Annotated in this window: 18 protein-coding genes; 7 read left to right on the top strand and 11 right to left on the bottom strand. The window is 73.8% G+C overall.

From position 1 onward, the window contains the following. Nucleotides 1–116 precede the first annotated feature (116 nt). Nucleotides 117–1,898: a 3-hydroxyacyl-CoA dehydrogenase family protein gene (locus BMW27_RS15070; protein WP_091445477.1), complete on the top strand. Its 1,782-nt coding sequence runs from the start codon at nt 117–119 to the stop codon at nt 1,896–1,898. Between the two features lie 4 nt (nt 1,899–1,902). Next, nucleotides 1,903–2,208, top strand: a complete 306-nt coding sequence (locus BMW27_RS15075; RefSeq protein WP_245743608.1) for a hypothetical protein — start codon at nt 1,903–1,905, stop codon at nt 2,206–2,208. Nucleotides 2,209–2,272: 64 nt separating this feature from the next. Here BMW27_RS15075 and BMW27_RS15080 read toward each other — a convergent pair whose 3' ends face one another. From BMW27_RS15080 to BMW27_RS15105, 6 genes are all read right to left on the bottom strand, one after another. Then, nucleotides 2,273–2,893 (bottom strand): class F sortase, encoded by a 621-nt coding sequence (locus BMW27_RS15080; protein WP_091445480.1) that lies wholly within the window; start codon nt 2,891–2,893, stop codon nt 2,273–2,275. Nucleotides 2,894–2,903: 10 nt separating this feature from the next. After that, nucleotides 2,904–3,755: a DUF4397 domain-containing protein gene (locus BMW27_RS15085; protein ID WP_091445482.1), complete on the bottom strand. Its 852-nt coding sequence runs from the start codon at nt 3,753–3,755 to the stop codon at nt 2,904–2,906. Between the two features lie 207 nt (nt 3,756–3,962). Next, nucleotides 3,963–5,228, bottom strand: a complete 1,266-nt coding sequence (locus BMW27_RS15090; protein WP_091445484.1) for a hypothetical protein — start codon at nt 5,226–5,228, stop codon at nt 3,963–3,965. Between the two features lie 264 nt (nt 5,229–5,492). After that, nucleotides 5,493–6,824 carry a crotonyl-CoA carboxylase/reductase gene (gene ccrA / locus BMW27_RS15095; protein WP_091445486.1) on the bottom strand — a complete coding sequence of 444 codons (1,332 nt, stop codon included), beginning with the start codon at nt 6,822–6,824 and terminating at the stop codon, nt 5,493–5,495. A 120-nt stretch (nt 6,825–6,944) separates the two neighbouring features. Beyond that, nucleotides 6,945–7,400, bottom strand: a complete 456-nt coding sequence (mce, locus tag BMW27_RS15100) for a methylmalonyl-CoA epimerase (protein ID WP_091445488.1) — start codon at nt 7,398–7,400, stop codon at nt 6,945–6,947. A gap of 145 nt (nt 7,401–7,545) precedes the next feature. Then, entirely contained in the window at nt 7,546–8,382 is an 837-nt protein-coding gene (locus tag BMW27_RS15105) for an alpha/beta fold hydrolase (RefSeq protein WP_091445489.1), read from the bottom strand. A gap of 201 nt (nt 8,383–8,583) precedes the next feature. On the opposite strand from BMW27_RS15105, the gene BMW27_RS15110 reads away from it, so the two are divergent. The 5 genes from BMW27_RS15110 (at nt 8,584) to BMW27_RS15130 (ending at nt 13,929) form a co-directional block, all read left to right on the top strand. Beyond that, nucleotides 8,584–9,774, top strand: coding sequence for an acetyl-CoA C-acetyltransferase (locus tag BMW27_RS15110; protein WP_091445491.1), 1,191 nt, complete (start codon nt 8,584–8,586; stop codon nt 9,772–9,774). A 68-nt stretch (nt 9,775–9,842) separates the two neighbouring features. Beyond that, a complete protein-coding gene (meaB, locus tag BMW27_RS15115; RefSeq protein WP_091445778.1) occupies nt 9,843–10,790 on the top strand; it encodes a methylmalonyl Co-A mutase-associated GTPase MeaB in 948 nt (315 codons plus the stop codon). A gap of 23 nt (nt 10,791–10,813) precedes the next feature. Further along, complete coding sequence (locus BMW27_RS15120; RefSeq protein ID WP_091445493.1) at nt 10,814–12,283, top strand: phytoene desaturase family protein; 1,470 nt, start codon at nt 10,814–10,816, stop codon at nt 12,281–12,283. Between the two features lie 106 nt (nt 12,284–12,389). Continuing rightward, nucleotides 12,390–12,914, top strand: coding sequence for a MarR family winged helix-turn-helix transcriptional regulator (locus tag BMW27_RS15125; RefSeq protein ID WP_091445494.1), 525 nt, complete (start codon nt 12,390–12,392; stop codon nt 12,912–12,914). Between the two features lie 49 nt (nt 12,915–12,963). After that, a complete protein-coding gene (locus tag BMW27_RS15130) occupies nt 12,964–13,929 on the top strand; it encodes a tetratricopeptide repeat protein (RefSeq protein ID WP_091445780.1) in 966 nt (321 codons plus the stop codon). A 61-nt stretch (nt 13,930–13,990) separates the two neighbouring features. On the opposite strand, the gene BMW27_RS15135 is transcribed toward BMW27_RS15130, so the two are convergent. From BMW27_RS15135 to BMW27_RS15155, 5 genes are all read right to left on the bottom strand, one after another. Then, nucleotides 13,991–15,388 carry a neutral zinc metallopeptidase gene (locus tag BMW27_RS15135; RefSeq protein WP_245743610.1) on the bottom strand — a complete coding sequence of 466 codons (1,398 nt, stop codon included), beginning with the start codon at nt 15,386–15,388 and terminating at the stop codon, nt 13,991–13,993. A gap of 193 nt (nt 15,389–15,581) precedes the next feature. Beyond that, nucleotides 15,582–18,470: a 1,4-alpha-glucan branching protein GlgB gene (glgB, locus tag BMW27_RS15140; RefSeq protein ID WP_091445498.1), complete on the bottom strand. Its 2,889-nt coding sequence runs from the start codon at nt 18,468–18,470 to the stop codon at nt 15,582–15,584. Nucleotides 18,471–18,498: 28 nt separating this feature from the next. Continuing rightward, nucleotides 18,499–19,893 (bottom strand): maltokinase N-terminal cap-like domain-containing protein, encoded by a 1,395-nt coding sequence (locus tag BMW27_RS15145; protein WP_091445500.1) that lies wholly within the window; start codon nt 19,891–19,893, stop codon nt 18,499–18,501. Beyond that, a complete protein-coding gene (gene treS, locus BMW27_RS15150) occupies nt 19,890–21,722 on the bottom strand; it encodes a maltose alpha-D-glucosyltransferase (RefSeq protein ID WP_091445502.1) in 1,833 nt (610 codons plus the stop codon). The genes BMW27_RS15145 and treS overlap by 4 nt, the downstream gene beginning before the upstream one ends. Before the next feature lie 92 nt (nt 21,723–21,814). Then, nucleotides 21,815–23,848, bottom strand: a complete 2,034-nt coding sequence (locus BMW27_RS15155) for an alpha-1,4-glucan--maltose-1-phosphate maltosyltransferase (RefSeq protein ID WP_091445783.1) — start codon at nt 23,846–23,848, stop codon at nt 21,815–21,817. Nucleotides 23,849–23,873 lie beyond the last annotated feature (25 nt).

Raw genomic sequence — 23,873 nt, forward strand, 5'->3', positions numbered from 1 at the left:
AGAGCGGCCGCCCGGCTTACCGGCCGGCAGCAGGCGCGAGCGGTCCGGGTGCGAGACTGCCCCCGATCGCGGACGGGGTGCCCGGGGCCGGGTGCCGGCGCAGAGGAGATGGCAGCGTGGCCAGAGAACTGACCGAGGTCGGCGTGGTGGGACTGGGCACCATGGGCGCCGGCATCGCCGAGGTGCTCGCCCGGGCGGGCCTGTCGGTGACCGCCGTGGACGTCGACGAGGCAGCCGTGGCCCGCGGACGGGAGCACCTGGAGCACTCCACCGGACGAGCGGTCCAGCGCGGCAAGCTCGACGCCGCCGAGCGCGACGCCATCCTCGGCCGGATCCGGTTCGGCACCTCGCTGGAGGACCTGGCGCAGGCCGAGCTCGTCATCGAGGCCGTGCCCGAGCGGCTGGAGCTCAAGCGCGAGATCTTCTCGGCGCTGGACAAGATCTGCCCGCCGGACACCATCCTGGCCACCAACACCTCGAGCCTGTCGGTCACCGAGATCTCGGTGGCGACCGGGCGGCCGGGCAAGGTCATCGGGATGCACTTCTTCAACCCGGCGCCGGTCATGAAGCTGGTCGAGGTGGTGCGCACGGTGGTGACCGAGCAGCCGGTGGTCGAGGACGTCGAGGCGCTGGCCGAGCGGCTGGGCAAGGTCGACGTCACCATCGGCGACAAGGCCGGCTTCATCGCCAACGCGCTGCTGTTCGGCTACCTCAACCACGCGGTCTCCATGTACGAGAACCGCTACGCCAGCCGTGAGGACATCGACGCGGCCATGCGGCTGGGCTGCGGCCTGCCGATGGGCCCGCTGGCCCTCATGGACCTCATCGGCATCGACACCGCCTACGAGATCCTCGAGACGATGTACCGGCAGTCCCGCGACCGGCTGCACGCGCCCACCCCGATCATCAAGCAGATGATGACCGCGGGCCTGCTGGGCCGGAAGACCGGCCGCGGCTTCTACACCTACGCCGGCCGGGACTCCGCGGAGGTGGTGCCCGACGCGCAGACCCCGGCCGAGGGCGGAGCCGCGCAGGGCGCGCGTGAGGTGCGCACGGTGGGCGTCGTCGGCTCCGGGACGATGGCCACCGGGATCATCGAGGTCGTCGCCAAGGGCGGCTACGACGTCCGCTTCGTCGCCCGGTCGCCGGAGAAGGTCGAGGCGGTGCACCGGGAGCTGGCGAGGTCGCTGGAGAAGCAGGTGCAGCGCGGCCGGCTCGACGAGGCCGCGCGCGACGAGGTGCTCGCCCGGGTCGGCGGGACGACGTCGCTCGACGACCTCGCCGACCGCGACCTGGTCATCGAGGCCGTCGTCGAGTCGCTGCCGGTCAAGGAGGCGCTGTTCGCCGCCCTCGGCGAGATCGCCGAGCCCGGCGCCGTGCTGGCCACGACGACCTCCAGCCTCCCGGTCATCGAGTGCGCCCAGGCCAGCGGCCGGCCGGAGGACGTCGTCGGCATGCACTTCTTCAACCCGGCGCAGGTGATGAAGCTGGTGGAGGTCGTCTCGACGATCTCCACCGCGCCCGACGTCGCGGCGACCGCGCACGCGGTGTCGCAGCGCCTGGCCAAGCACGCGGTGTCCTGCACCGACCGGGCCGGGTTCATCGTCAACGCGCTGCTGTTCCCGTACCTCAACGACGCGGTGAAGATGCTCGAGGCGCACTACGCGACCGCCGACGACATCGACGCCGCCATGAAGGTCGGCTGCGGCTACCCGATGGGGCCGTTCGAGCTGCTGGACGTCGTCGGCCTCGACGTGTCCCTGGCCATCGAACGGGAGCTCTACACCGAGTTCCGCGAGCCCGGCTTCGCGCCGGCCCCGCTCCTCGAGCACCTGGTCACCGCCGGGTACCTGGGCCGCAAGACCGGCCGCGGGTTCCGGGACCACGCGCGCCGCTGAGCCGGTGCCGCGCCGCAGCGGGCGCAACGGGTCGCGGCCTGCGGGCCGCGCCCCGTTCCGCCGTCCCGAGGTCGTGGAGGAGGCGGCCGACGGCGACTGGGTGGTGCGCCGGATCACCGGCGCCGCGAGCGGCAAGACCTACCGCTGCCCGGGGTGCGACCAGGAGATCCTGCCGAGGACGCCGCACCTGGTGACCTGGCCGGCCTACCCGCGCGACTCCGACCTCGACCCCTGGGACACCGAGTCGGCCGCCGAACGGCGCCGGCACTGGCACGCGCCCTGCTGGTCCGCGCGGGTGCACCGCCGTTGAGGGAGGACCTCTTGCCCCCCACCGCTCGCACGCTCGCGGCGGGCCCCTGCAGGAGGCCGTTCCATCACGTCAGGACCGCCGTCACCACGACGTTGTCCTCGTAGCTGCGGGTGGAGCGGTCGAACTCGCCGCCGCAGGTGACCAGGTGCAGCTCCGCCCGCGGGGTGGGCCCGTAGACCGACTCGGTCGGGAAGTCGCGCTTCGGGTGCCGCTCGACCCCGGTGACGGCGAACCGCGCTGTGGTCCCGTCCTCGCGGTCGACGAGCACCTCGGCACCGGGCCCGAGCTCACCCAGGCGCGCGAAGACGGCCGGCCCGTCGACCGAGTCGACGTGCCCGGCGACCACCGCCGGACCCACGTCGCCCGGAACGGCGCCGTCGGCGAACCACCCGGCCCGGTCGACGTCGTCCGGCGGCACCAGGACGCCAGTGGCGTCGGTGCCGAGCCGCAGCAGCTCGCTGTCCACGCCGATGGCCGGCACGCGCACGCGTACCGGCGGCGTCGCCGCCCGCTCCGTGCCGCGCTCGGCGACCACCGGGACGGGGGAGTGCGCGGCCGGCGCTGCCCCGGCGGTCCCTCCCGGCGCCGGGAGGACCAGTGCCACCGTGCCGGCGACCACCGCGGTGGCGGCGAGCAGCCCCCGGACCAGCGGCAGCAGTGGCCGCCGCGGCTGGGAACGGCTCACCGGCCGGGCCTCAGGACCGGACGGCGTGCCGCGGGGAGCCCCGCCGCGACCGCCGGGCCAGGACCAGGCCGGTCAGCAGGGTGAGCCCGACCGCGCCGCCGACGAGACCCGGCTCCAGCTCCCTGGCCGCGGTACCGCCGGCGCCGGTCTCCACGCCGCCGGTCGGCACCACACCGGAGCCCGCGCCGTCCAGGACGGTGCGCACGGTCAGCCCGCCCTCGGGCCGGTCGAGGACGAACAGGCTGTAGACCGAGCCCGCGGCGAGGTCGAGCGGCAGCTCGGTCGGCTCGCCGTCCACGGTCACCTGCAGGTGGGCCGCGTCGCCGGGCACGGCGGTGTACCCACCGGTCTCGGCGAAGGCCAGGTCCCCGGCGATCCCGGTGCCGCCGGCTGCGGCGTCGAGGGTCGGCGCGCTGGCCGCGGCGGACACCACCCGCACGCGCGCCTGCCCGGACGGCGGGGGCGCGAGGTCGTCCTCGAGCACCTCCAGACCCAGGTCGGCGAAGCGGCCCACCCCGGCGACGGTGCGTGCGCTGTCGCTGCCGACCTGCACGGTGGTGGACAGCACCGGCGGGGTGGCCGGGTCGGCCCCGGCCGCGCGCACGCTGACGGTGTAGGCGCCCTCGGGCAGGTCCTGGTAGCCGGAGATGGTCCCGTAGCCGACGCCGGGCACGGTGAGCAGCGCCGTCCCGTCACCGGGGTCGGCGACCGGGTCGACGTACACGTCGACCGCCGGGGTGTCGGGGGACAGGTGGGCCAGGCGCAACAGCCCGGTCCCGGCGGCGCCGGCCGCGGACGGGGGCACGAGCACCGCCCCGGCGGTCACGGCGGTGACGGCCAGCACGCGGGTCCAGCGGGACACGGTTCCTCCAGCGGTCTCAGGGCCGGGCGCCGGTCCTGGCGTTCCTCCGCGCACGCCCCGGCCGCGCAGCAGGACGCCGAGCCGCCCGTCAGACGTGGGCGGACCGGGCGCGGCGGAGCAGCACCGCGCCCCTGTCCCGGCGTCCGTGGCCGGGGCCGCCCAGGAGCGGGCGTGCGGCGCTTGCTGCCGAGGAGGAGCGGCCCGCGATCAGCGCCGGCCGGGGACGGCGGGCTGGCTGCCGGTGTCGGCGGCGTCGGGCTGGACCGCCGGCTGGACGAGCGTCGGCGGGTCGACCCTGGACGGCGCCGGGGTCGCGGTGCTGCCCAGGGCCACCGGCCGCAGCTGCTGGGTCGTCTCCTGGTCCGGCGTTCCGTGCTGGGCCGGTGCGTCGGCCGCCGGGGTGAGGGCGGGCTGCGTCGGCGGGGCCGGGGGGCGGGTGGGCTGACGTGCCGCGGCCGCCTCGCCGTTGCCCGCGGGCGGCTCGGGGCGCTGCGCCGGCTGGGGTGCCGTCGTGGGCCGCGCCACCGGCTGCTGAGCCGTGACCGGCCCGATCGGCTGCGCCGGCCGCTGCTCGTCGCGGGCCGCCTCGGGCTGGGCCTGCGAGGAGCGCGGGGTCGGCTGCGGGCGGACTGCCGGCGCCGGCCGCCGGGAACCGGCCTGCGGCTCGGGACGCCGGTCGCCGAGGTCGGGCAGCCGCTCGAGCAGCGAACGCGCCTCGAGCAGCCGGCCGGTGAGCTCGTCGCGCACCGCGCGGATGGCCGCCGCGGCGGCCTCGGCGTCGCTGACCAGCTGGGTGGCGTGCTTCTCGGCAGCGGCGACCCGCTGCGCGGCGGCCTGGGCCGACGAGCGGTCGCGCTCCTCGTCCAGCCGCGCCGCCTCCTGCCGGCGGGCCCGCTGGGCGATCTCGAAGTCCTCCTCGACCTTCGCCCGCCGGGCCTGGGACTCGGCGTCGAGCCGGGCCACCTTCTCCTGGGCCTTGGCGACCAGCTCGTCGGCGCGGATCTGCGCCTTGCTGGCGATCTGCTCGGCGCTCTGCCGGGCCTCGGCGATCATCCGGTCGACCTCGGCCTGCCCGGCGGCGTGGCGCTCGTGCATCGCCCGCTCCTCGGCGGCGGTGTGCTCCCGCAGCGCCTGGGCCTCCTGCTCGGCGGACCGGCGGATCTCCGCCGCCTCCTCCTCGGCGAGCCGCAGCATGTGCTGGATGCGCTCGCTGAGGTTCTCGAAGGTGGTCGGCCCGGAGGACGCGGCCTTGCGCCGCAGCTGGTCGACCTCCCCGTGCAGCGCCGAGAGCTGGCCGGCGAGGTCGGACGAGCGGCTCATCGCCGCGTCGCGGTCGGCCAGGGCGACCTGGATGTCGGCCTCGAGGCGCTCGATCGTCTCGGCCACCTGGTGCCGGTCGTAGCCCCGGAGCACCACGTCGAACGAGTGCTGGGCCTCGCGCATCGGCAGCATGTCGCGGCGGGGATCGGTCATGCGGTCATCCTCGCAGAGTCGGCGGGCGGGCCGGCGTGTCGTCAGGCCCACCCTGCAGGGTGCCAGCACGGCACCGGCCAGCGCCACGTGCCCGCACCCCGCAGAGCGCAGGGCGGCCGCCCTCCAGGGGCCCGCGCCGAGCCCGGCGACCTCCCGGAACGGCCCTCCTGCAGGGTCCCGCCGCCGGCCCGTCCAGGGGCTCATCCCGGGCTCGCCAGGGACGGGGAGGACGGGGTCCTCCAACGGCGGGGGCAGGGGGTCCTCTCAGACGCCCCGGAACCGGTTGATCGCGGCGAGGTGCTGCTCGCGCTTCTCGGCGTCCGTGACGCCGAGGCCCTCGGTGGGGGCGAGGGTGAGCACGCCGACCTTGCCCTGGTGGCAGTTGTTCTTCACGTCGCAGGCGGCCTGCCCGACCTCCTCCATCGGGTAGACCTTGGACAGCGTGGGGTGGATGAGGCCCTTGTCGATGAGCCGGTTGGCCTCCCACGCCTCCTTGTAGTTGGCGAAGTGGGAGCCGACGATCCGCTTGAGGTTCATCCACAGGTAGCGGTTGTCGTACTGGTGCAGGAACCCGCTGGTGGAGGCGCAGGTCACGATCGTGCCGCCCTTCTTGGCGACGTAGACGCTGGCACCGAAGGTCTCCCGGCCCGGGTGCTCGAACACGATGTCGACGTCGTCCCCGCCGGTCAGCTCGCGGATCCGCTTGCCGAACCGCTGCCACTCCCTGGGGTCCTGGGTGTCCTCGTCCTTCCAGAACCGGTAGCCCTCCGCCGAGCGGTCGATGACCAGCTCCGCACCCATGGAGCGGACGATGGCCGCCTTCTCCGGGCTGGAGACCACGCAGACCGGGATGGCGCCGCCGTTGAGCGCCATCTGGGTGGCGTAGGAGCCCAGCCCGCCCGAGGCGCCCCAGATCAGCACGACGTCGCCCTGCTTCATGCCCGCGCCGTTGCGGCTGACCAGCTGCCGGTAGGCGGTGGAGTTGACCAGCCCCGGAGCGGCCGCCTCCTCCCACGTCAGGTGCGCCGGCTTGGGCAGCAGCTGGTTGCTCTTGACCAGCGCGAGCTCGGCCAGGCCACCGAAGTTGGTCTCGAAGCCCCAGATCCGCTGCTGCGGGTCCAGCATCGTGTCGTCGTGGCCGGCCGGGTCCTCCAGCTCCACCGACAGGCAGTGCGCGACCACCTCGTCACCGGGCTTCCACCGGTTCACGCCCGGGCCGGTCCGCAGCACGACGCCGGCCAGGTCCGAGCCGACCACGTGGTAGGGCAGGTCGTGCCGGCGGGCCAGGTCGTGCAGCCGGCCGTAGCGCTCGAGGAACCCGAAGGTGGAGACCGGCTCGAAGATCGACGTCCAGACGGTGTTGTAGTTCACGCTGGAGGCCATCACCGCCACGATCGCCTCGCCCGGGCCCAGCTCCGGGGTGGCCACCTCCTCCACGTGCAGCGACTTGCGCGGGTCCTTGTCCTTGGCGGGCAGGCCGGCGAACATGTCCTGCTCGTCCTTGCGGACCAGCACGGCCCGGTAGGACTCCGGCACCGGCAGCCCGGCGAGGGCATCCAGCTGGTCGGCGAGGATGGCGTCCCTGATCTCGAACACGTGGGTCTCCCGGGTCTTCGTCGGCTCGTGAGTCGGTGGAGCGGCAGTGCGGTGGCGCGAGATGTTACCGGCCGGTAGGTAGAGCGTCAGCCCACCCGTCGGGTGGTCGGGTGCGGGCGGTCAGTGCGCGGACGCCGCCGGCTCGACGAGCTCGACGAGGACACCGCCGGCGTCCTTGGGGTGGACGAAGTTGACCCGGCTGTCCGACGTCCCCCTCTTCGGGGCGTCGTAGAGCAGCCGGAGGCCGCGCTCCCGCAGCGTCGCGCTGACCGCCTCGACGTCGGTCACGCGGAAGGCCAGCTGCTGCAGGCCCGGGCCGGAGCGGCCGATGAACTTGGCGATCGTCGACTCGGGGGTCAGCGGGGCGAGCAGCTGGATGCGGGTGTCGCCGTCGCCGACGGCGAGCATCGCCTCGCGGACGCCCTGCTCCTCGTTGACCTCCTCGTGCACCGAGTGCACGCCGAAGGCCTGGGCGTAGAAGGCCAGCGCCTCGTCCAGGTCCGGGACGGCGATGCCGACGTGGTCGATCGTGGTGAACAGCTCGGCCGGCAGGCCGGTGCGCGGATCGGTGGTCATCGCGGCATCCTCCCGGACCAGACGTCTCAGACGACAGGTGGGTCGGACACACACAGGGGAGGGTCCGCCGCACACAGGTGCGCGACGGGCCCTCGGGTACCTGGCTGCAGGGGTCCTTCCGCGGTGGGGGCGGCCGGGTCCTCCGTCAGCGACGCAGGAAGCCGATCAGCGCCTCGTTGAACTGCCCGGGGTGCGAGGCGTTGAGCCCGTGCGGCCCGCCCTCGATGACGACCAGCTCGCTGTCCGGGATCAGCTCGTGCGAGCGCTCGCCGCTGACCTCGAAGGGCACGATCGCGTCCGAGTCGCCGTGGACGACCAGGGTCGGCACGGTGATCCCGGCGACGTCTCCGCGGAAGTCGGTGCGGCCGAAGGCGGTGATGCAGTCGAGCGTGCCCTTCGGCGAGGCGGCCGCGGCGATGTGCAGCGCGTACTGCCGCTGCTGCTCGCTGACCTGCAGGCCCCGGTCGCCGGCCGAGAAGAAGGTCGTCGTGAAGCCGTCGAGGAAGGCGAGGCGGTCGGTGACGACTCCCCGCTGGAACTGCTCGATGGTGGCGTCGTCCAGGCCGCCGTCCGGGTTGTCGTCGGACCTGTACAGGTACGGCGGGACGGCGGCGGCGAGCACCGCACGGCTGACCCGCTCGGTGCCGTGGGTGGCGAGGTAGCGGACGACCTCGCCACCGCCCATGGAAAAGCCCACGAGCGCGACGTCGTGCAGGTCCAGGTGCTCGAGCAGGGCGTGCAGGTCGGCGGTGAAGGTGTCGTAGTCGTAGCCGTCCCACGGCTGCGACGAGTCGCCGAAGCCGCGGCGGTCGTAGGTGACGACGCGGTGGCCGGCCTCGACCAGCGGGCCGACCTGCGCCTCCCAGGAGCGGCCGGACAGCGGCCACCCGTGGATCAGCACGACCGGGCGTCCGGCGCCGACGTCCTGGTGGTGCAGCCGGATCGGGTGTCCGTTCTCGGTGCCGACGTCCAGGTGGGGCACGGGAGCCTCCCTCGTCTTAGATCACTGGTCTCTCGTGCGCTACCCGGCGGCGTACCGTCGGACGCACCGAGACGCTCGTCACGCCGGTGACCGCGCCGCCGCCCGCGTCCTATCCTGCGAGGGATCAGCGCCGTGTCCCCGCGGTGCGGCGCTACCGACCCCGCGGTCGCCGGCGTCGGCGGCCCGCCCCTGGAGGCAGTCATGTCCCGTTCGGTCATCGTCAGCGGCGCCCGCACCCCCATGGGTCGGCTGCTCGGCTCGCTCAAGGACTTCTCCGCCGCCGACCTCGGTGGGATCGCGATCAAGGCGGCGCTGGAGCGGGCCGGCATCGCCGGCGACCAGGTCGAGTACGTGATCATGGGGCAGGTGCTGCAGGCCGGTGCCGGCCAGAACCCGGCCCGTCCCGCAGCCGTCGCCGCAGGCATCCCGATGACGGTGCCCGCGATCACCGTCAACAAGGTCTGCCTCTCCGGCATGAGCGCCATCGCGATGGCCGACCAGCTCATCCGCGCCGGCGAGTTCGACGTCGTCGTGGCCGGTGGCCAGGAGTCGATGACCCAGGCGCCGCACCTGCTGCCGGGCTCCCGCACCGGCACGAAGTACGGCGACGCCACGCTGGTCGACGCGATGGCCCACGACGGGCTGTCGGACACCTTCGACCAGGTCGCCATGGGTGCGCTGACCGAGCAGGCCAACAGCCGGTACGACCTGACCCGCGAGGAGCAGGACGCCTTCGCTGCCGAGAGCCACCAGAAGGCCGCCCGCGCGGGCAAGAACGGCGTCTTCGACGAGGCGATCACCCCCGTGCTCATCCCGCAGCGCAAGGGCGACCCGATCGAGTTCCGCGACGACGAGGGCGTCCGCGCCGACACCACGGTGGAGACCCTGTCGCGGCTCAAGCCGGCCTTCGCCCCCGACGGCACGATCACCGCCGGCACCGCCTCGCAGATCTCCGACGGCGCCTGCGCGGTCGTGGTCATGAGCGCCGAGAAGGCCGCCGAGCTGGGGATCACCCCGATCGCGGAGATCGGCGCCCACGGCGTCGTGGCCGGGCCCGACGCGACGCTGCAGAGCCAGCCGTCGCGCGCCGTCAAGCGGGCCTGCGAGCGCGAGGGCATCGACCCCGCGGACCTCGACGTCGTCGAGTTCAACGAGGCGTTCGCCGCCGTCGCGCTGGCCTCCACCAAGGAGCTCGGGATCGACCCGGAGAAGGTCAACCCCAACGGCGGCGCGATCGCCCTCGGCCACCCGATCGGCATGAGCGGCGCCCGGGTCGTGCTCGACGTGGCGCTGGAGCTGCGCCGCCGCGGCGGTGGCGTGGGTGCCGCCGCGCTGTGCGGCGGTGGCGGGCAGGGCGACGCGCTGATCCTGCACGTGCCCGCGAAGGCGTGACCTCGGAGGACACCGTCGTCCGGACGCCCGCCCCCGCCGCCCCCCGTGGGCGGCGGGGGCGGCGTGCCGTGGACGTCCCGGACCTCGTCGCCCGCGCCCGGGACGGCGAGGCCCGCGCGGTGGCGCGGCTGATCTCGCTGGTCGAGGACGCCAGCCCGGCGCTGCGCGAGGTCGCCGCCGCGCTGGCACCGCACACCGGGTCGGCCCAGGTCATCGGGCTCACCGGCTCGCCCGGGGTGGGCAAGTCCACGACGACGACCGCGCTGGTCCGCGCCTACCGCGAGTGCGGGCTGCGGGTCGGCGTCCTCGCGGTCGACCCGTCGTCCCCCTTCTCCGGTGGGGCGCTGCTCGGCGACCGGGTGCGCATGCAGGATCACGCCGGGGACGCCGGCGTCTACATCCGCTCCATGGCCTCGCGCGGCCACCTCGGCGGGCTGGCCTGGGCCACGCCGCAGGCGCTGCGGGTGCTGGACGCCGCCGGGTGCGACGTCGTGCTGGTCGAGACCGTCGGCGTGGGGCAGTCCGAGCTGGAGGTCGCCTCGCTCGCCGACACCACGCTGGTGCTGCTCGCGCCGGGCATGGGCGACGGCATTCAGGCGGCGAAGGCCGGGATCCTCGAGGTCGCCGACGTCCTGGTGGTGAACAAGGCCGACCGGGACGGCGCCGACCAGATCGTGCGGGACCTGCGCCACACGCTCTCCCTCGGCGGCCGGCACGACCTCCCCGGCGCCTGGCGCCCGCCGATCCGCCGCACGGTGGCGGCCTCGGACACCGGCATCGACGAGCTCGTCGGGACGATCGGGGAGCACCGCGCGTGGCTGGGCTCCTCGGGCGAGGGGCACCGCCGCCGGGTGGTCCGCGCGGCACGTGAGATCGAGGCGATCGCGCTGGCCGGGCTGCGGGAGCGGATGGGTGACGTCCGCGGCGCCGCGGCGCTGGGCACGCTGGCCGAGCAGGTGGTGGCGGGGGAGAGCGACCCGTTCCGCGCCGCCGACGCGCTGCTCGGGCGGCTGTGAGCCGCTGAGGGCACGATGACGGGGTGAACGGGAAGCCGGACGCCGTCGTCGTCGGGAGCGGGCCGAACGGGCTCGCCGCTGCCCTCCGCCTGGCTGCCGCCGGGCTGCGGGTGCAGGTCGTCGAGGCCGCCGGCCGCCCGGGCGGCGGGATGCGCACCGAGGAGCTCATGCGGCCGGGGTACCGGCACGACGTCTGCTCGATCGTGCAGCCGATGGCCGCCGCGGCGCCGTTCTTCCGCGAGTTCGACCTGCCCAGCCGGGGCGTCCGCCTCGTGCAGCCGGAGGTCAACTTCGCCCACCCCCTCGACGGCGGCGGCGCCTCGGTCGCCTACCACTCGCTGGCGGAGACCGCGGCCGGCCTCGGGCCGGACGGGCCGGCCTACCGCCGGCTGTTCGAGCCGCTCGTGGAGCACGGGGAGGACGTCGTCGACTTCTTCCTGACGAGCCGGCTGCGCCGGCTGCCCACCCGCAGCGTGCCGCAGATCGCGCACTTCGGGCTCAACGGGCTGCCCAACGTGCGCTGGCTCGCGCACCGCCACTTCGAGACCGAGGGTGCCCGCGCGCTGCTGGGCGGGGCGGCCGCGCACGGGATGCTCGACCTGACCCGGCCGCTCACCTCCGCGCTCGGGATGCTGCTGACGATGCTCGGCCACCACGTCGGCTGGCCGCTGGTCGAGGGCGGGTCGCAGAACCTCGCGGACGCGATGGTGACCGCCCTGGAGCAGCAGGGCGGCGAGGTCGAGACCGACCACCTGGTCACCGACCTGCGCGAGTTCGACGGCGTCCCGGCCGTGCTGCTGGACACCACGCCCGAGGCGTTCGTGTCGATGGCCGGCGACCGGGTGCACGAGGGCTACCGCCGCTGGGTGGACCGCTACGAGCACGGTGCGGGCGTCTTCAAGGTCGACTGGATCCTGTCCGAGCCGGTGCCCTGGACCAACCCCGAGGTGCGGCGGGCCGGGACCATCCACGTCGCCGGGACCCTCGAGGAGACGATCGAGGGCGAGCGGGCCCCCAACGAGCGGAGGTCCACCGACCGCCCGTACGTGCTGGCCGTCCAGCCGACCGTGCCGGACCCGACGCGCGCTCCCGAGGGCGGGCACGTCTTCTGGGCCTACGTGCACGTGCCGCACGGCTCGGACATCGACATGACCGGGCCCATCGAGGACCAGATCGAGCGCTTCGCGCCGGGCTTCAAGGACACGGTCGTCGAGCGGGCCACGAAGAACGCCGTCCAGATGGAGGCGTGGAACCCGACCTACCTCGGCGGGGACATCTCCAACGGCCAGGCGACGCTGCGCCAGATGCTGGCCCGGCCGGTGCCGCGCTGGAACACCTACAAGACGCCGGTCGAGGGCGTCTACCTCGCCTCGTCGGCGACGCCGCCCGGGCCGGCCGTGCACGGTGCCTGCGGCGACAACGCCGCGCAGGTGGCGCTGCGCGAGGTGTTCGGGCTGCGGCACGTCCCCCGGCTGAGCCCCGCCCCGCGGTAGCCGCCCGGCTCGTTCGGTGGTGGGTCGGCGTGGTCTCCGGACGCCGGTAGCCGCCCGGCTCGCCGGTCGACGAGGCGGCGCGCCGGTCCCCGTAGCCTCTGGGGCCATGGTCCGTCCGCTGGGGTTGCCGTTCGATCCCATCGCGCGCGCCGGGGAGTCGTGGGAGCAGCGCTTCGGCCCCGCCGCGGCGATGCGCGCCGCGACCTCGGTCTTCCGGGTGCAGCAGATCCTGCTCGCCCGCTTCGACGAGGCGCTGCGGCCGCACGCGCTGACCTTCGCCCGCTACGAGGTGCTGGTGCTGCTCACCTTCAGCCGCACCGGCGAGCTGCCGTTGAAGGTGATCGGCAGCCGGCTGATGGTGCACCCGACCAGCGTCACCAACGCGATCGACCGGCTGGTCGCCGCCGGCTACGTCGACCGGCGTCCCAACCCCGCCGACGGGCGGGGGGTGCTCGCCGCGATCACCGACCGCGGGCGGGTCGTCGTCGAGGAGGCGACCGCCGCCCTGACCGCACTGGACTTCGGCCTCGGCGACGTGCCCGACGCCGAGCTGGAGACGCTGTTCGCCATCCTCGAGCGGGTCCGTCGCGGCGCCGGCGACGTGGCGGACGACGGCACGGCGGGGCGCTGAGCCCCGGCACCCCCGACACCGCTCCGGCCGCGGTGGGATGATCGAGGTCATGCAGCCCACCCGTCCCGGACGCCCCGACCCGCGCGCGCAGGCCCAGCAGGCACAGCTGGCCGCCTCCCTCGCCGGCGCGGTCGACCTCGCCGCCGTCAAGGCCCGCTCCGAGGCCGCGGCACGGGCCCAGACCGCGCCCCCGCCGAGTGCCGCCGCGCCGGACGGCGCCCCGGGGGCCGCCGTCGTCGACGTCACCGAGGCCACCTTCCAGGCCGAGGTGCTCGACCGCTCCTTCCAGGTGCCGGTCGTGCTCGACCTGTGGGCCGAGTGGTGCGGGCCGTGCAAGCAGCTCTCCCCGGTGCTCGAGCGGCTGGCCGCCGAGGGCGGCGGCTCCTGGGTGCTGGCCAAGGTCGACGTCGACGCCAACCCGGCACTGGCCCAGGGCCTGCGGGTGCAGGGCATCCCCGCGGTCAAGGCGGTCTGGCAGGGGCAGCTGGTCGCCGAGTTCACCGGTGCCATCCCGGAGGAGCAGGCGCGGCAGTTCGTCACGGAGCTGGTGCGGGCGACCACCGGTGGCGCCGTCCCGGGTGCCGGTGAGGAGCCCGGCGAAGCCGAGGACCCACGGCTGGACGTCGCCGAGGCCGCCCTCGAGCGCGGTGACCTGACCGCCGCCGAGGCCGCCTACCAGTCGATCCTCGACGCCGAGCCCGACCACCCGGTGGCGGGCCTCGCGCTGCGCCAGGTGCAGCTGTTCCGCCGCGCCGACGAGGCCGGGCCGGATGCGCTCGCCGCCGCCGACGCCGCTCCGGACGACGTCGCCGCACAGGCGCGGGCCGCGGACTTCCTGCTGGGCACCGGGGACGTCGAGGGTGCCTTCGAGCGGCTGCTGGACGTCGTCCGCCGGACCGCCGGGGACGACCGCGACCAGGCGCGCCGGCACCTGGTGGAGCTCTTCGGCGTCGTCGGCGACCAGGACCCGCGGGTCGCCGCAGCCCGCCGCCAGCTCACCCTCGCCCTGTACTGAGAGCCGACCCCGTCCTCCGCACCGCTCGCAGGCTCGCGGCGGCCCCTGCAGGGGGCCTCTGCTACAGGCCGACGTCGCAGGCGGCGGCGCCCTCGAAGAAGCCGTTGCGGAACAGGTCGACCAGCTGGAAGCCGGTCAGCGAGACCTCGGGCACCACCGACGGGTCGGTGCCGTAGGCCAGCAGGAACTGCACGGCCTCGTCGATGTCGCCGGGGGAGATGTCGGCGGCCGTCAGCTCGTCGTCGAAGAAGGCCGACGAGAACCAGCCGGTGAGGCACACCGAGGACCGGATGGCCGCCTCGTCGTCGGTGGACAGGCCCAGCTGGTCGCGCGCGGCGAGGGCGTAGGGCAGCGACACGGCGGTGATGACGGCGTAGTCGCCGCCGCCGAGCTCCTCGTAGGCCGGGCCGACCAGGTCCTCGACGTCGTAGCCCACGAGGTCCTCGTCGGCGCAGAACACCAGGTCCAGGTCGTCGGCGGCGCAGCTCGGCGGGCTGCCCTCGAAGGGCTCGAGCTGCGGCGGGGTGAACGCCTGGCCGAAGACCTGGTTGAACGCGAGGCCCCAGAACTCCGACAGGGCGTCGGCCGTGATCTGCTGCGCCTCGCCGAAGGGCGCGTTCCCGCCGCTCGCTGCCTCGCTGGCTGTCGAGAAGGCGCCCTGGGTGTAGGGGCGCTGGGCGGAGAAGTTGTCACGGCAGGCGGTCGGGCCGGCCTGGAAGCCCTCCTGGAACGCCGAGATGCGGTCGAAGTAGGAGCCGTGCGCCGCCTCGGTGTCGATGCTGGTGCCCACCGGGTCGCGCAGCAGCAGGTAGCCGCGCAGCACCTCGTCGAGCTCGGGTGCGCGGATCTGCGTGTGCTCGCTCTCCCCGTCGGCGACCCACGCCGTCCAGGCGCCGGCGAAGCAGTCGGCCTGGGTCTCCACCGAGATGGAGTAGTCGGGGTAGCCGACGCGACCCTGCACCGCGTGGCCGAACTCGTGGGCCATCACCAGCGCGGGGATGAAGCGGCCGTACTGCTCGGCGAGCTCCTGCAGGAAGGCGCGGTCGTAGCTGATGGAGTCGGAGTTCGGCGCGTCCGGTGCCTGGCAGTAGAAGGCGTTGCCCTCCACGTCGCGGGGGTCGGAGCCGCAGCCGATGCCCTGCGGGTACGCGCCGGGGTCGACGTCGCTGGGGTCGGCGCTGAAGTAGCCGCCCTGGAGCGGCACGAAGTCCTGCCCGAAGACGTCGGGGAACTGCTGGGCCCAGTAGGCCTCGAGGTCGGCCAGGGCGTTGCGCGCCAGGGTGTCGATCGGGCCGCCGGTGGCGCCGACCACCTGCAGCTCGGCGGAGGGGATGTCGGAGGCCGGGGGCCGGGCTGCACTGGGCAGGCCGACGACGGCGACCGAGCAGCCGGACACCAGCAGCAGCGCGGCCGTGGTGAGCAGGGCCACGGCTGCGCGGCGCACGGAGGAGGCAGGCATGTCCCTGGGATCGTCCCATCGCGGTGGTGCCGTCGCCCCCGGAGCTGCGACGCCGGGCGTCGGCGCGACCCCGTGACGTGCGGGAACGGCCCCTCTCCAGGGCCCCGCGGGCCCCGTCCGGAGGCCCACCCCGAGCGTGCGAGGAGTGAGGGGGACGGGGCCCTTCACCGACTGGTGGGGGGCGGGGAGGTCCTCAGTCGTGCACGAACCAGACGGTGCCCAGGGGCGGGACGGCGAGGGTGGCCGAGTAGGGCTGGCCGTGCCAGGGCTCCTCGACCGCCTCGACGGAGCCGTGGTTGCCGACGCCCGAGCCGCCGTACCCCTCGGCGTCGGTGTTGAGCACCTCGCGCCAGGTGCCCGGCCGCGGCAGGCCGATGCGGTAGCCGTGGTGGGGGGTGCCCGAGAAGTTCGCGACGCAGGCCAGCGCCTCGCCATCGGCGCCCTCCGAGCCGTCCCCGGCGGCCTCCGGGCGGCCGTAGCGCAGGAAGGACAGCACGTTGCCCGAGGCGTCGTTGGCGTCGATCCACTGGAAACCGGCGGGGTCGACGTCCTGGGACCACAGCGCGGCGGTCTCCCTGTACCGGGCGTTGAGGTCGGTCACCAGCTGCAGGACGCCGCGGTGCGCCGGGTCGTCGAGGTGCCACCAGTCCAGCGAGTGGCTCTCGGCCCACTCGGCGTCCTGGCCGAACTCCGACCCCATGAACAGCAGCTGCTTGCCGGGGTGGGCCCACATGTAGGCGAGGTAGCCGCGCAGGTTGGCCAGCTGCTGCCACCGGTCACCGGGCATCTTCCGCAGCAGCGAGCCCTTGCCGTAGACGACCTCGTCGTGGCTGATCGGCAGCACGTAGTTCTCGGAGTAGGCGTAGACCATCGAGAAGGTCAGCTGGTTGTGGTGGTAGCCGCGGTACACCGGCTCCTTGGACATGTAGCCCAGCGAGTCGTGCATCCAGCCCATGTTCCACTTGAAGCCGAAGCCCAGGCCGCCGAGGTGGGTGGGCCGGGTGACGCCGGGCCAGGCGGTCGACTCCTCGGCGATGGTGACGACGCCGGGGACCTCGCGGTAGACGGTGGCGTTCATCTCCTGCAGGAACGCCATCGCCTCCAGGTTCTCCCGGCCGCCGTGCACGTTGGGCACCCACTCGTCGCGGGAGTAGTCCAGGTAGAGCATCGAGGCGACCGCGTCGACGCGGATGCCGTCGACGTGGAACTCCTTGCACCAGTACAGCGCGTTGGCGACGAGGAAGTTGCGGACCTCGGAGCGGCCGAAGTCGAAGACGTAGGTGCCCCAGTCCAGCTGCTCGCCGCGGCGCGGGTCGCCGTGCTCGTACAGCGGGGTGCCGTCGAAGCGGGCCAGCGCCCAGTCGTCCTTGGGGAAGTGCGCCGGGACCCAGTCGACGATGACGCCGATGCCGGCCTGGTGTGCCCGGTCGATGAGGTAGCGCAGGTCGTCGGGGCTGCCGAAGCGGGAGGTCGGCGCGTAGTAGGAGGTGACCTGGTAGCCCCACGAGCCACCGAACGGGTGCTCGGCCAGCGGCATGAACTCGATGTGGGTGAAGCCGTGCTCGACGACGTAGTCGACCAGCTCGTCGGCCAGCTGCCGGTAGGAGAGGCCCTGCCGCCACGAGCCCGCGTGCACCTCGTAGATGCTCATCGGCCGCTCGTGCCAGCCGCTGCGGGCCCGCTCGGCCAGCCACTCGTCGTCGGCCCACTCGTGGTGGGACTCGGTGACGATCGAGGCGTTGAGCGGCGGCACCTCGGTCTCGAAGGCCAGCGGGTCGGACTTGTGCCGCCACACGCCGTCGCGGCCGAGCACGTGGTAGCGGTACTTCACACCCACCTGGACGCCGGGGATGAAGACCTCCCAGACGCCGGAGGCGCCCAGCGACCGCATCGGGTAGGCGCGCGCCTCCCAGTAGTCGAAGTCGCCGGTCACCCGCACGCCCTGGGCGTTGGGCGCCCAGACCGCGAAGGAGACGCCCTCGACCCGGCCGCGCGGGGTGTCGTAGCGCCGCACGTGCGAGCCGAGCACCTCCCACAGCCGCTCGTGCCGTCCCTCGCGGATGAGGTGCTGGTCGATCTCGCCGACCGTGGGCAGCCAGCGGTAGGGGTCGTCGACGACGAAGGTGTTGGTGCCGCCCTCGCCGTCGCCGTAGGTCACCTCGACCCGGTAGTCACCGGGCTGCCCGGGCAGGTGGGCCTCGTGGATGCCGCCGTGCAGCTGCCGGGCGTCGTAGCGGGCGCCGTCCTCGTCGACGACGGTCACCGAGACCGCGTCGGGCCGCAGCGTGCGGACCACCCACCCGTCGCGGGCCGGGTGGGCACCGAGCACGCTGTGCGGGGCGTGGGACCAGCCGTCGACGACGGCGCGCAACTGCTCCTCGCTGACCTCGGCGGGTGCCTCCTGCTGGGCGAGGCCCTCCTCGGCGGGCGCCTGCCCCTCGGGGACGGTCGCCGCCGCCGCCTCCGGCCCGGTGCCGGACGTGGTGTCCTCGGCGGGCCGGGTCTCCGATGGCTGGGTCCCCGGCGGCTGGGTCCCCGCGGGCGCGGTCTCGGCCGGGCCCGCGCCGCCGTCCTCGTCCGGGGCCTGCGGGGTGCTCGGCTCCGCCGGGTCCGGGCTCGGCGGCTCCGGCTGGCCGGCCGGAGCGCCGCTCGGACTGCCCGGCTCGGCGATCGGCGCCGGGGCGACCACCGGCTCGGCGGTGCCACCCTGCTCTGCGACGACGTCGCCCTGGGGAGCCTGCGCGCGCGGCGCGCGCTTGGGCGCCCGCTTCGCGGGCGTCTCGCCGTCGGCCGCCGCAGCCGCCGTCTTCTTGGCCGTCGTCCGCTTCGTCGTCGTCCCCCCGGCAGCCTTCGTCGCCGGCGCGTCCTTCTTGGCGGCGGGGGCCTTCTTGGCGGCGGGGGCCTTCTTCGCCGCCGCCCGCTTGCGCGCCGGGGTGGCGTTGACGATCGGCTCCGCCTCCGCCGCCTGCGCCTCGGCGGTCCGCTCCTCGACGACGGCCTGCAGCTCCTCCCGCGTCGCGGGAGCGCGCCCGTCGGTACCGGGGGAGTCGGTGGTGCGCTCGGTGTCGTCCGGGGGTGTCATGGCTCGCCGTCCTCTTCGGTGCCGGTGTTCAGGTTCGTGGCTCGCCGCGCTGACCCGCGGCGGTGAGCCGGGACAGCGACTGCAGCGGGATCATCAGCCAGTGCGGGCGGTTGCGCGCCTCGTAGACGCACTCGTAGACGGCCTTGTCCGCCTCGAAGGCGCGCAGCAACGGGCTGTTGCCGCACGCATCCATGCCGCTCGCGGCCGCGTAGCCCGCGCAGAACGCGCTCCGGTTGCGCTCTGCCCACTCCTGCGCGCGGTAAGCGCGCTGTTGATCACCCGGCTGCTCCACGAGCATGTGGCGGGCGGCGTAGTCGAAGCTCCGCAGCATCCCGGCCACGTCCCGCATCGGGCTGTCCAGCTCGCGGCGCGCGGCCAGCGGGCGGGCGGGTTCGCCCTCGAAGTCGAGCACGATCCACCCGGTGGCGGTGCGCAGCACCTGGCCCAGGTGGAGGTCGCCGTGCACCCGCTGGCGGACGACGGGCTCGGGGTTCTCCGCCACGGCCGCGTAGACCGCACGCAGCCCGTCGGCGTGCTCGGCCAGTTGCGGGACGACCTCGATCGCGGCGTCGAGCCGCTCGGTCATCTGCCGGGCGACGGTGTTGAACCAGTCGCGGTCGGCCTCCTCGGTCGGCAGCACCTGCGCCATGTCGGCGTGCACCGAGGCGGTGGCCGCGCCGAGCCGCTCGCTGTCGGCGGCGAAGTCCCCGCCCACCTCGTCGGCGTGCAGGTCGCCCTCGGCGTAGAGGTCGCGCACGCTGGCGGTGGCCAGCCGCCACCCGTCGCTGGCGTTGGGCACGAACCGCTGCAGCATGAGGACCGTCGCCGGCGGGGTGTCGGCGTCCCGGTCGTGGTCGATCTCGGCGTGCCCGAGCAGCGGCGCGATGTGCGGGTTGCCGGTCCGGCGCAGGGCGCTGTGGACCTCGACGTCCGGGTTGAGGCCGGGCTCGAGCCGCCGGAACAGCTTGAGGATCGCCTCCTGCCCGTACACCAGCGAGGTGTTGCTCTGCTCGGCGGACAGGACGTCGCCGGGGAGCCCGGCCGGGATCTCGGCGCCCTCGCCCGGCACGAAGCGCATCGGGCCGACCGTCGCCGCCTCGGCGAGGTGGGTGAGCCAGGTGGCGGTCGCCTCGCGGTCGCGCATCGCGTCGTAGGCGTAGTTCTCGCCGTTCTCGTGGGGCACGGTGCCGACGAGCGCCGCGCTCAGCTCCTCGGCCGGGTGGTCCCGCCAGGACAGCGGGACCAGGTAGGTCTCCGTGGCGCCGTCGCTGTAGGTCACCGTCACCCGGTGGATGGACAGGACGGGGTGGGAGCGGTCGAGGAAGAAGCTCTCCTCCGTGACGCCTGCCCACTCCCGTCCCTTGCTGCCGAACCAGCGCTGCGACGGCATCCACTCCCGGAGCAGTCCGGTCAGGGCGTTCATCGGGCTCCTCCGGTGTCGGCCGTGTCGCCTGCAGCTGGTTCCTCGCCGGAGCCGACGAGGCCCGCGGCCAGCAGGGAGTCGGCCACCGCGGTGTCGTCGGTCTCGGTGGGCTCCTCCACCGGCTCGGCGGGCTTGGCCAGCTCGAACCAGTAGAAGCCGTGACCGGAGAGGGTGAGCATGTAGGGCAGGACGCCGATCTGCGGGAACTCCACCCGGCCGGTCAGCTCGATCGGGGTGTAGCCCTCGAAGCGGCGCAGGTCCAGCTCCACCGGCTGCGGGAACCGGGAGAGGTTGTTGACGCAGAGCACCACGTCGTCGCCGAACTCGCGGACGAAGGAGAGCACCGTCGGGTTGCGCGAGCCGATCTCGGCGTAGCTGCCCCGGCCGAAGGTCGGGTGCTGCTTGCGCACGTGGATCATCTGCCGCAGCCAGTGCAGCATCGAGTTGGTGTTGCGCAGCTGGGACTCGACGTTGGTGACCTGGTAGCCGTAGACCGGGTCCTGGTTCAGCGGCAGGTACATCCGCTGCGGGTCGGCGGTGGAGAAGCCGCCGTTGCGGTCCGGCGTCCACTGCATCGGGGTGCGCACGCCGTCGCGGTCACCGAGCCAGATGTTGTCGCCCATGGCGATCTCGTCGCCGTAGTAGAGGACCGGCGAGCCGGGCAGCGACAGCAGCAGCGCGTTGAACAGCTCGAGGGTGTCCATGTCGTTGTCCAGCAGCGGCGCCAGCCGCCGGCGGATGCCGATGTTGGCCTTCATGCGGGGGTCCTTGGCGTACTCCGCCCACATGTAGTCGCGTTCCTCGTCGGTGACCATCTCGAGGGTCAGCTCGTCGTGGTTGCGCAGGAAGATGCCCCACTGGCAGTTGTCCGGGATCTCCGGCGTCTGCGCCATGATCTCCGAGATCGGGAACCGCTGTTCCCGCCGGACGGCCATGAACAGGCGCGGCATCACCGGGAAGTGGAAGGCCATCTGGCACTCGTCGCCGTCCTCGCCGAAGTACTCGACGACGTCGGCCGGCCACTGGTTGGCCTCGCACAGCAGCACCCGGTCGGGGTAGTCGGCCTCGACGACCTTGCGGACCTGCTTGAGGATCTCGTGGGTCCCCGGCAGGTTCTCGCAGTTGGTGCCCTCCTCCTCGATCAGGTACGGCACGGCGTCCAGCCGGAAACCGTCGATGCCCAGGTCCAGCCAGAACCGCAGGGCGTCCAGGATCGCCTCGGTCACCCGCGGGTTCTCGAAGTTGAGGTCGGGCTGGTGGGAGAAGAACCGGTGCCAGAAGTACTGCTTGCGCACCGGGTCGAAGGTCCAGTTCGAGCTCTCGGTGTCGACGAAGATGATCCGCGCGTCGGCGTAGCGGGTGTCGTCGTCGCTCCACACGTAGAAGTCGCCGTAGGGGCCGTCGGGGTCGCTGCGGCTGGCCTGGAACCAGGGGTGCTGGTCCGAGGTGTGGTTCATGACGAAGTCGATGATCACGCGGATGCCGCGGGCGTGGGCGGCGGCGAGGAACTCGGTGAAGTCCTCGATGTCGCCGAACTCGGGCAGCACCGCGGTGTAGTCGCTGACGTCGTAGCCGCCGTCCCGCAGCGGGGAGGCGAAGAACGGCGGCAGCCACAGGCAGTCGACGCCGAGCCACTGCAGGTAGTCCAGTTTGTCGATCATGCCGCGCAGGTCGCCGACGCCGTCGGCGTTGCTGTCGGCGAAGCCGCGGACCAGCACCTCGTAGAAGAGCGCGCGCTTGTACCACTCGGGGTCGGTGCCGGGTGCCGGCAGCGCCGACGGCGCCGCCTCGGGGCGGCCGGCTGGGAGGTCGGGGACGGGAACGGTCATCGCAGGAAGTCGCCCTCGGTTCTGCAGGGGGGAGCGGGTGGGTACGGGGCCCGTCGCGAGCTGGCGAGCGGTGGGGGGAGGCGGGTCCTCTCTCAGGACACCGGCGGCGGTACCCGGACCTGCCGGGGATAGGCGATCGAGAAGACGTGCGCCGGCTCCCGGTAGGGGTCGAGCTCGACGTAGTTGAACTGGCCCCAGTCCCAGCTGTTGCCGGTCAGCTCGTCGGTCACGGTGAACCGCTCGTACCAGTCCAGTCCGATCGCCGGCAGGTCCAGGGACGTCGTGCCGATCTGGGTGTGGTGGCTGGAGAGGTTCACCACCACCAGGACGGCGTCCTGCGAGCCGGGGTCGGTCTTGGTGAAGCAGATCAGGTTCGGGTTGTCCACGGAGTGGAACCGCAGCGTGCGCAGCTGCTGGAGGGCCGGGTGGGCGCGCCGGATCTCGTTGAGCCGGCGCAGGTAGGGCGCGAGGCTGCGCCCGGAGGACTCGGCGGCGGCCCAGTCGCGCGGCCGCAGCTGGTACTTCTCGCTGTCGAGGTACTCCTCGCTGCCGGGGCGCACCGCGACGTGCTCGAAGAGCTCGAAGCCCGAGTAGACACCCCACGTCGGGCTCATCATCGCCGCCAGGACGGCGCGGATCTTGAACATCGGCGGGCCGCCGAGCTGCAGCGACGCGTGCAGGATGTCCGGGGTGTTCACGAAGAAGTTCGGCCGCATGTAGTGGCTGTTGGTGGCCAGCTCGCGGCCGTACTCCTCGAGCTCCTCGCGCCCGGTGCGCCACGTGAAGTACGTGTAGGACTGCGTGTACCCGATGCGGGCCAGCTGGTGCATCATCGCCGGCCGGGTGAAGGCCTCGGCGAGGAAGAGCACGTCCGGGTCGGTCTCCTTGACCGTCCAGATCAGCCAGTGCCAGAAGTTCAGCGGCTTGGTGTGCGGGTTGTCGACGCGGAAGACCCGCACCCCGGCGTCCATCCACACCCGGATGACCCGCAGGCACTCGGCGTAGATGCCCTCGGGGTCGTTGTCGAAGTTGACCGGGTAGATGTCCTGGTACTTCTTCGGCGGGTTCTCCGCGTAGGCGATCGTGCCGTCGGGCTTGGTGGTGAACCACTCCGGGTGCGCCTCGACCCAGGGGTGGTCGGGCGCGGCCTGCAGCGCGAAGTCCAGCGCCACCTCCATGCCCAGCTCGCGGGTGCGGTCGACGAAGGCGCGGAAGTCCTCCATCGTGCCCAGCTGCGGGTGGACGGCGTCGTGCCCGCCCTCGGCGCTGCCGATGGCCCACGGCGAGCCCGGGTCGTCCGGCCCGATCTCGTAGGGGTTGCCGCCCGGGAACTGGGCGGTGTTCGGGCCCTTGCGGTTGACCGTGCCGATCGGGTGGATCGGCGGCAGGTACACCACGTCGAAGCCCATGTCGGCGATGGCGGGCAGCCGCTCGGCCGAGGTGGCGAACGTGCCGTGCGTGGGGCGGCCGTCGACGACCGGGCCGGTGGAACGGGGGAAGAACTCGTACCAGGAACCGAACAGCGCGCGGGGCCGGTCGACCCAGACCTCGTACTCCGGCCCCGGGGTGACCAGCTCGCGCACCGGGTGGTCGTGCAGGTACCGCTGCACCGCCTCGGCCAGCGCCGGGGCGACCCGGGCGGGCAGCTCCCGGGAGGTGTCGCGCAGCGCGGCGGCGGCCTCGGTGACGCGGTCGCGCCAGTCGGCGTCGGCCTCGGCGGCCACCCGGTCGAGCAGCCGGGCGCCCTCCTCCAGGTCGTTGGCGAGCTCCTCGGGCCCCTGACCGGCGGCGATCTTGACCTCGACGGCGTGGTGCCAGGTCGCGAGCGGGTCGCTCCAGGCCTCCACCCGATAGGTCCACCGGCCCTCGCGGTCCGGGACGACGGTGGTCAGCCAGCGGTCGGGCTGGTCGCCGAAGCGCTCCATCCGGTGCAGGGACGGCGCGGCGCCGTCCCCGCCCGGTGGGGTCCAGACGACGTTCGCGGCGACGGCGTCGTGGCCCTCGCGGAAGACGGTCGCGGTGATCGGCAGGTGCTCACCGACCACGGCGCGCGCGGAGAACGCGCCGCAGGACACGACGGGGGCGACATCGGTGATGCCGAGGCGGAGGTCAGCGCGGCCAGTCATCCCGGCCACGCTATCGAGGGCCCGT

Source organism: Geodermatophilus poikilotrophus (assembly GCF_900111455.1).
GTDB lineage: Bacteria > Actinomycetota > Actinomycetes > Mycobacteriales > Geodermatophilaceae > Geodermatophilus > Geodermatophilus poikilotrophus.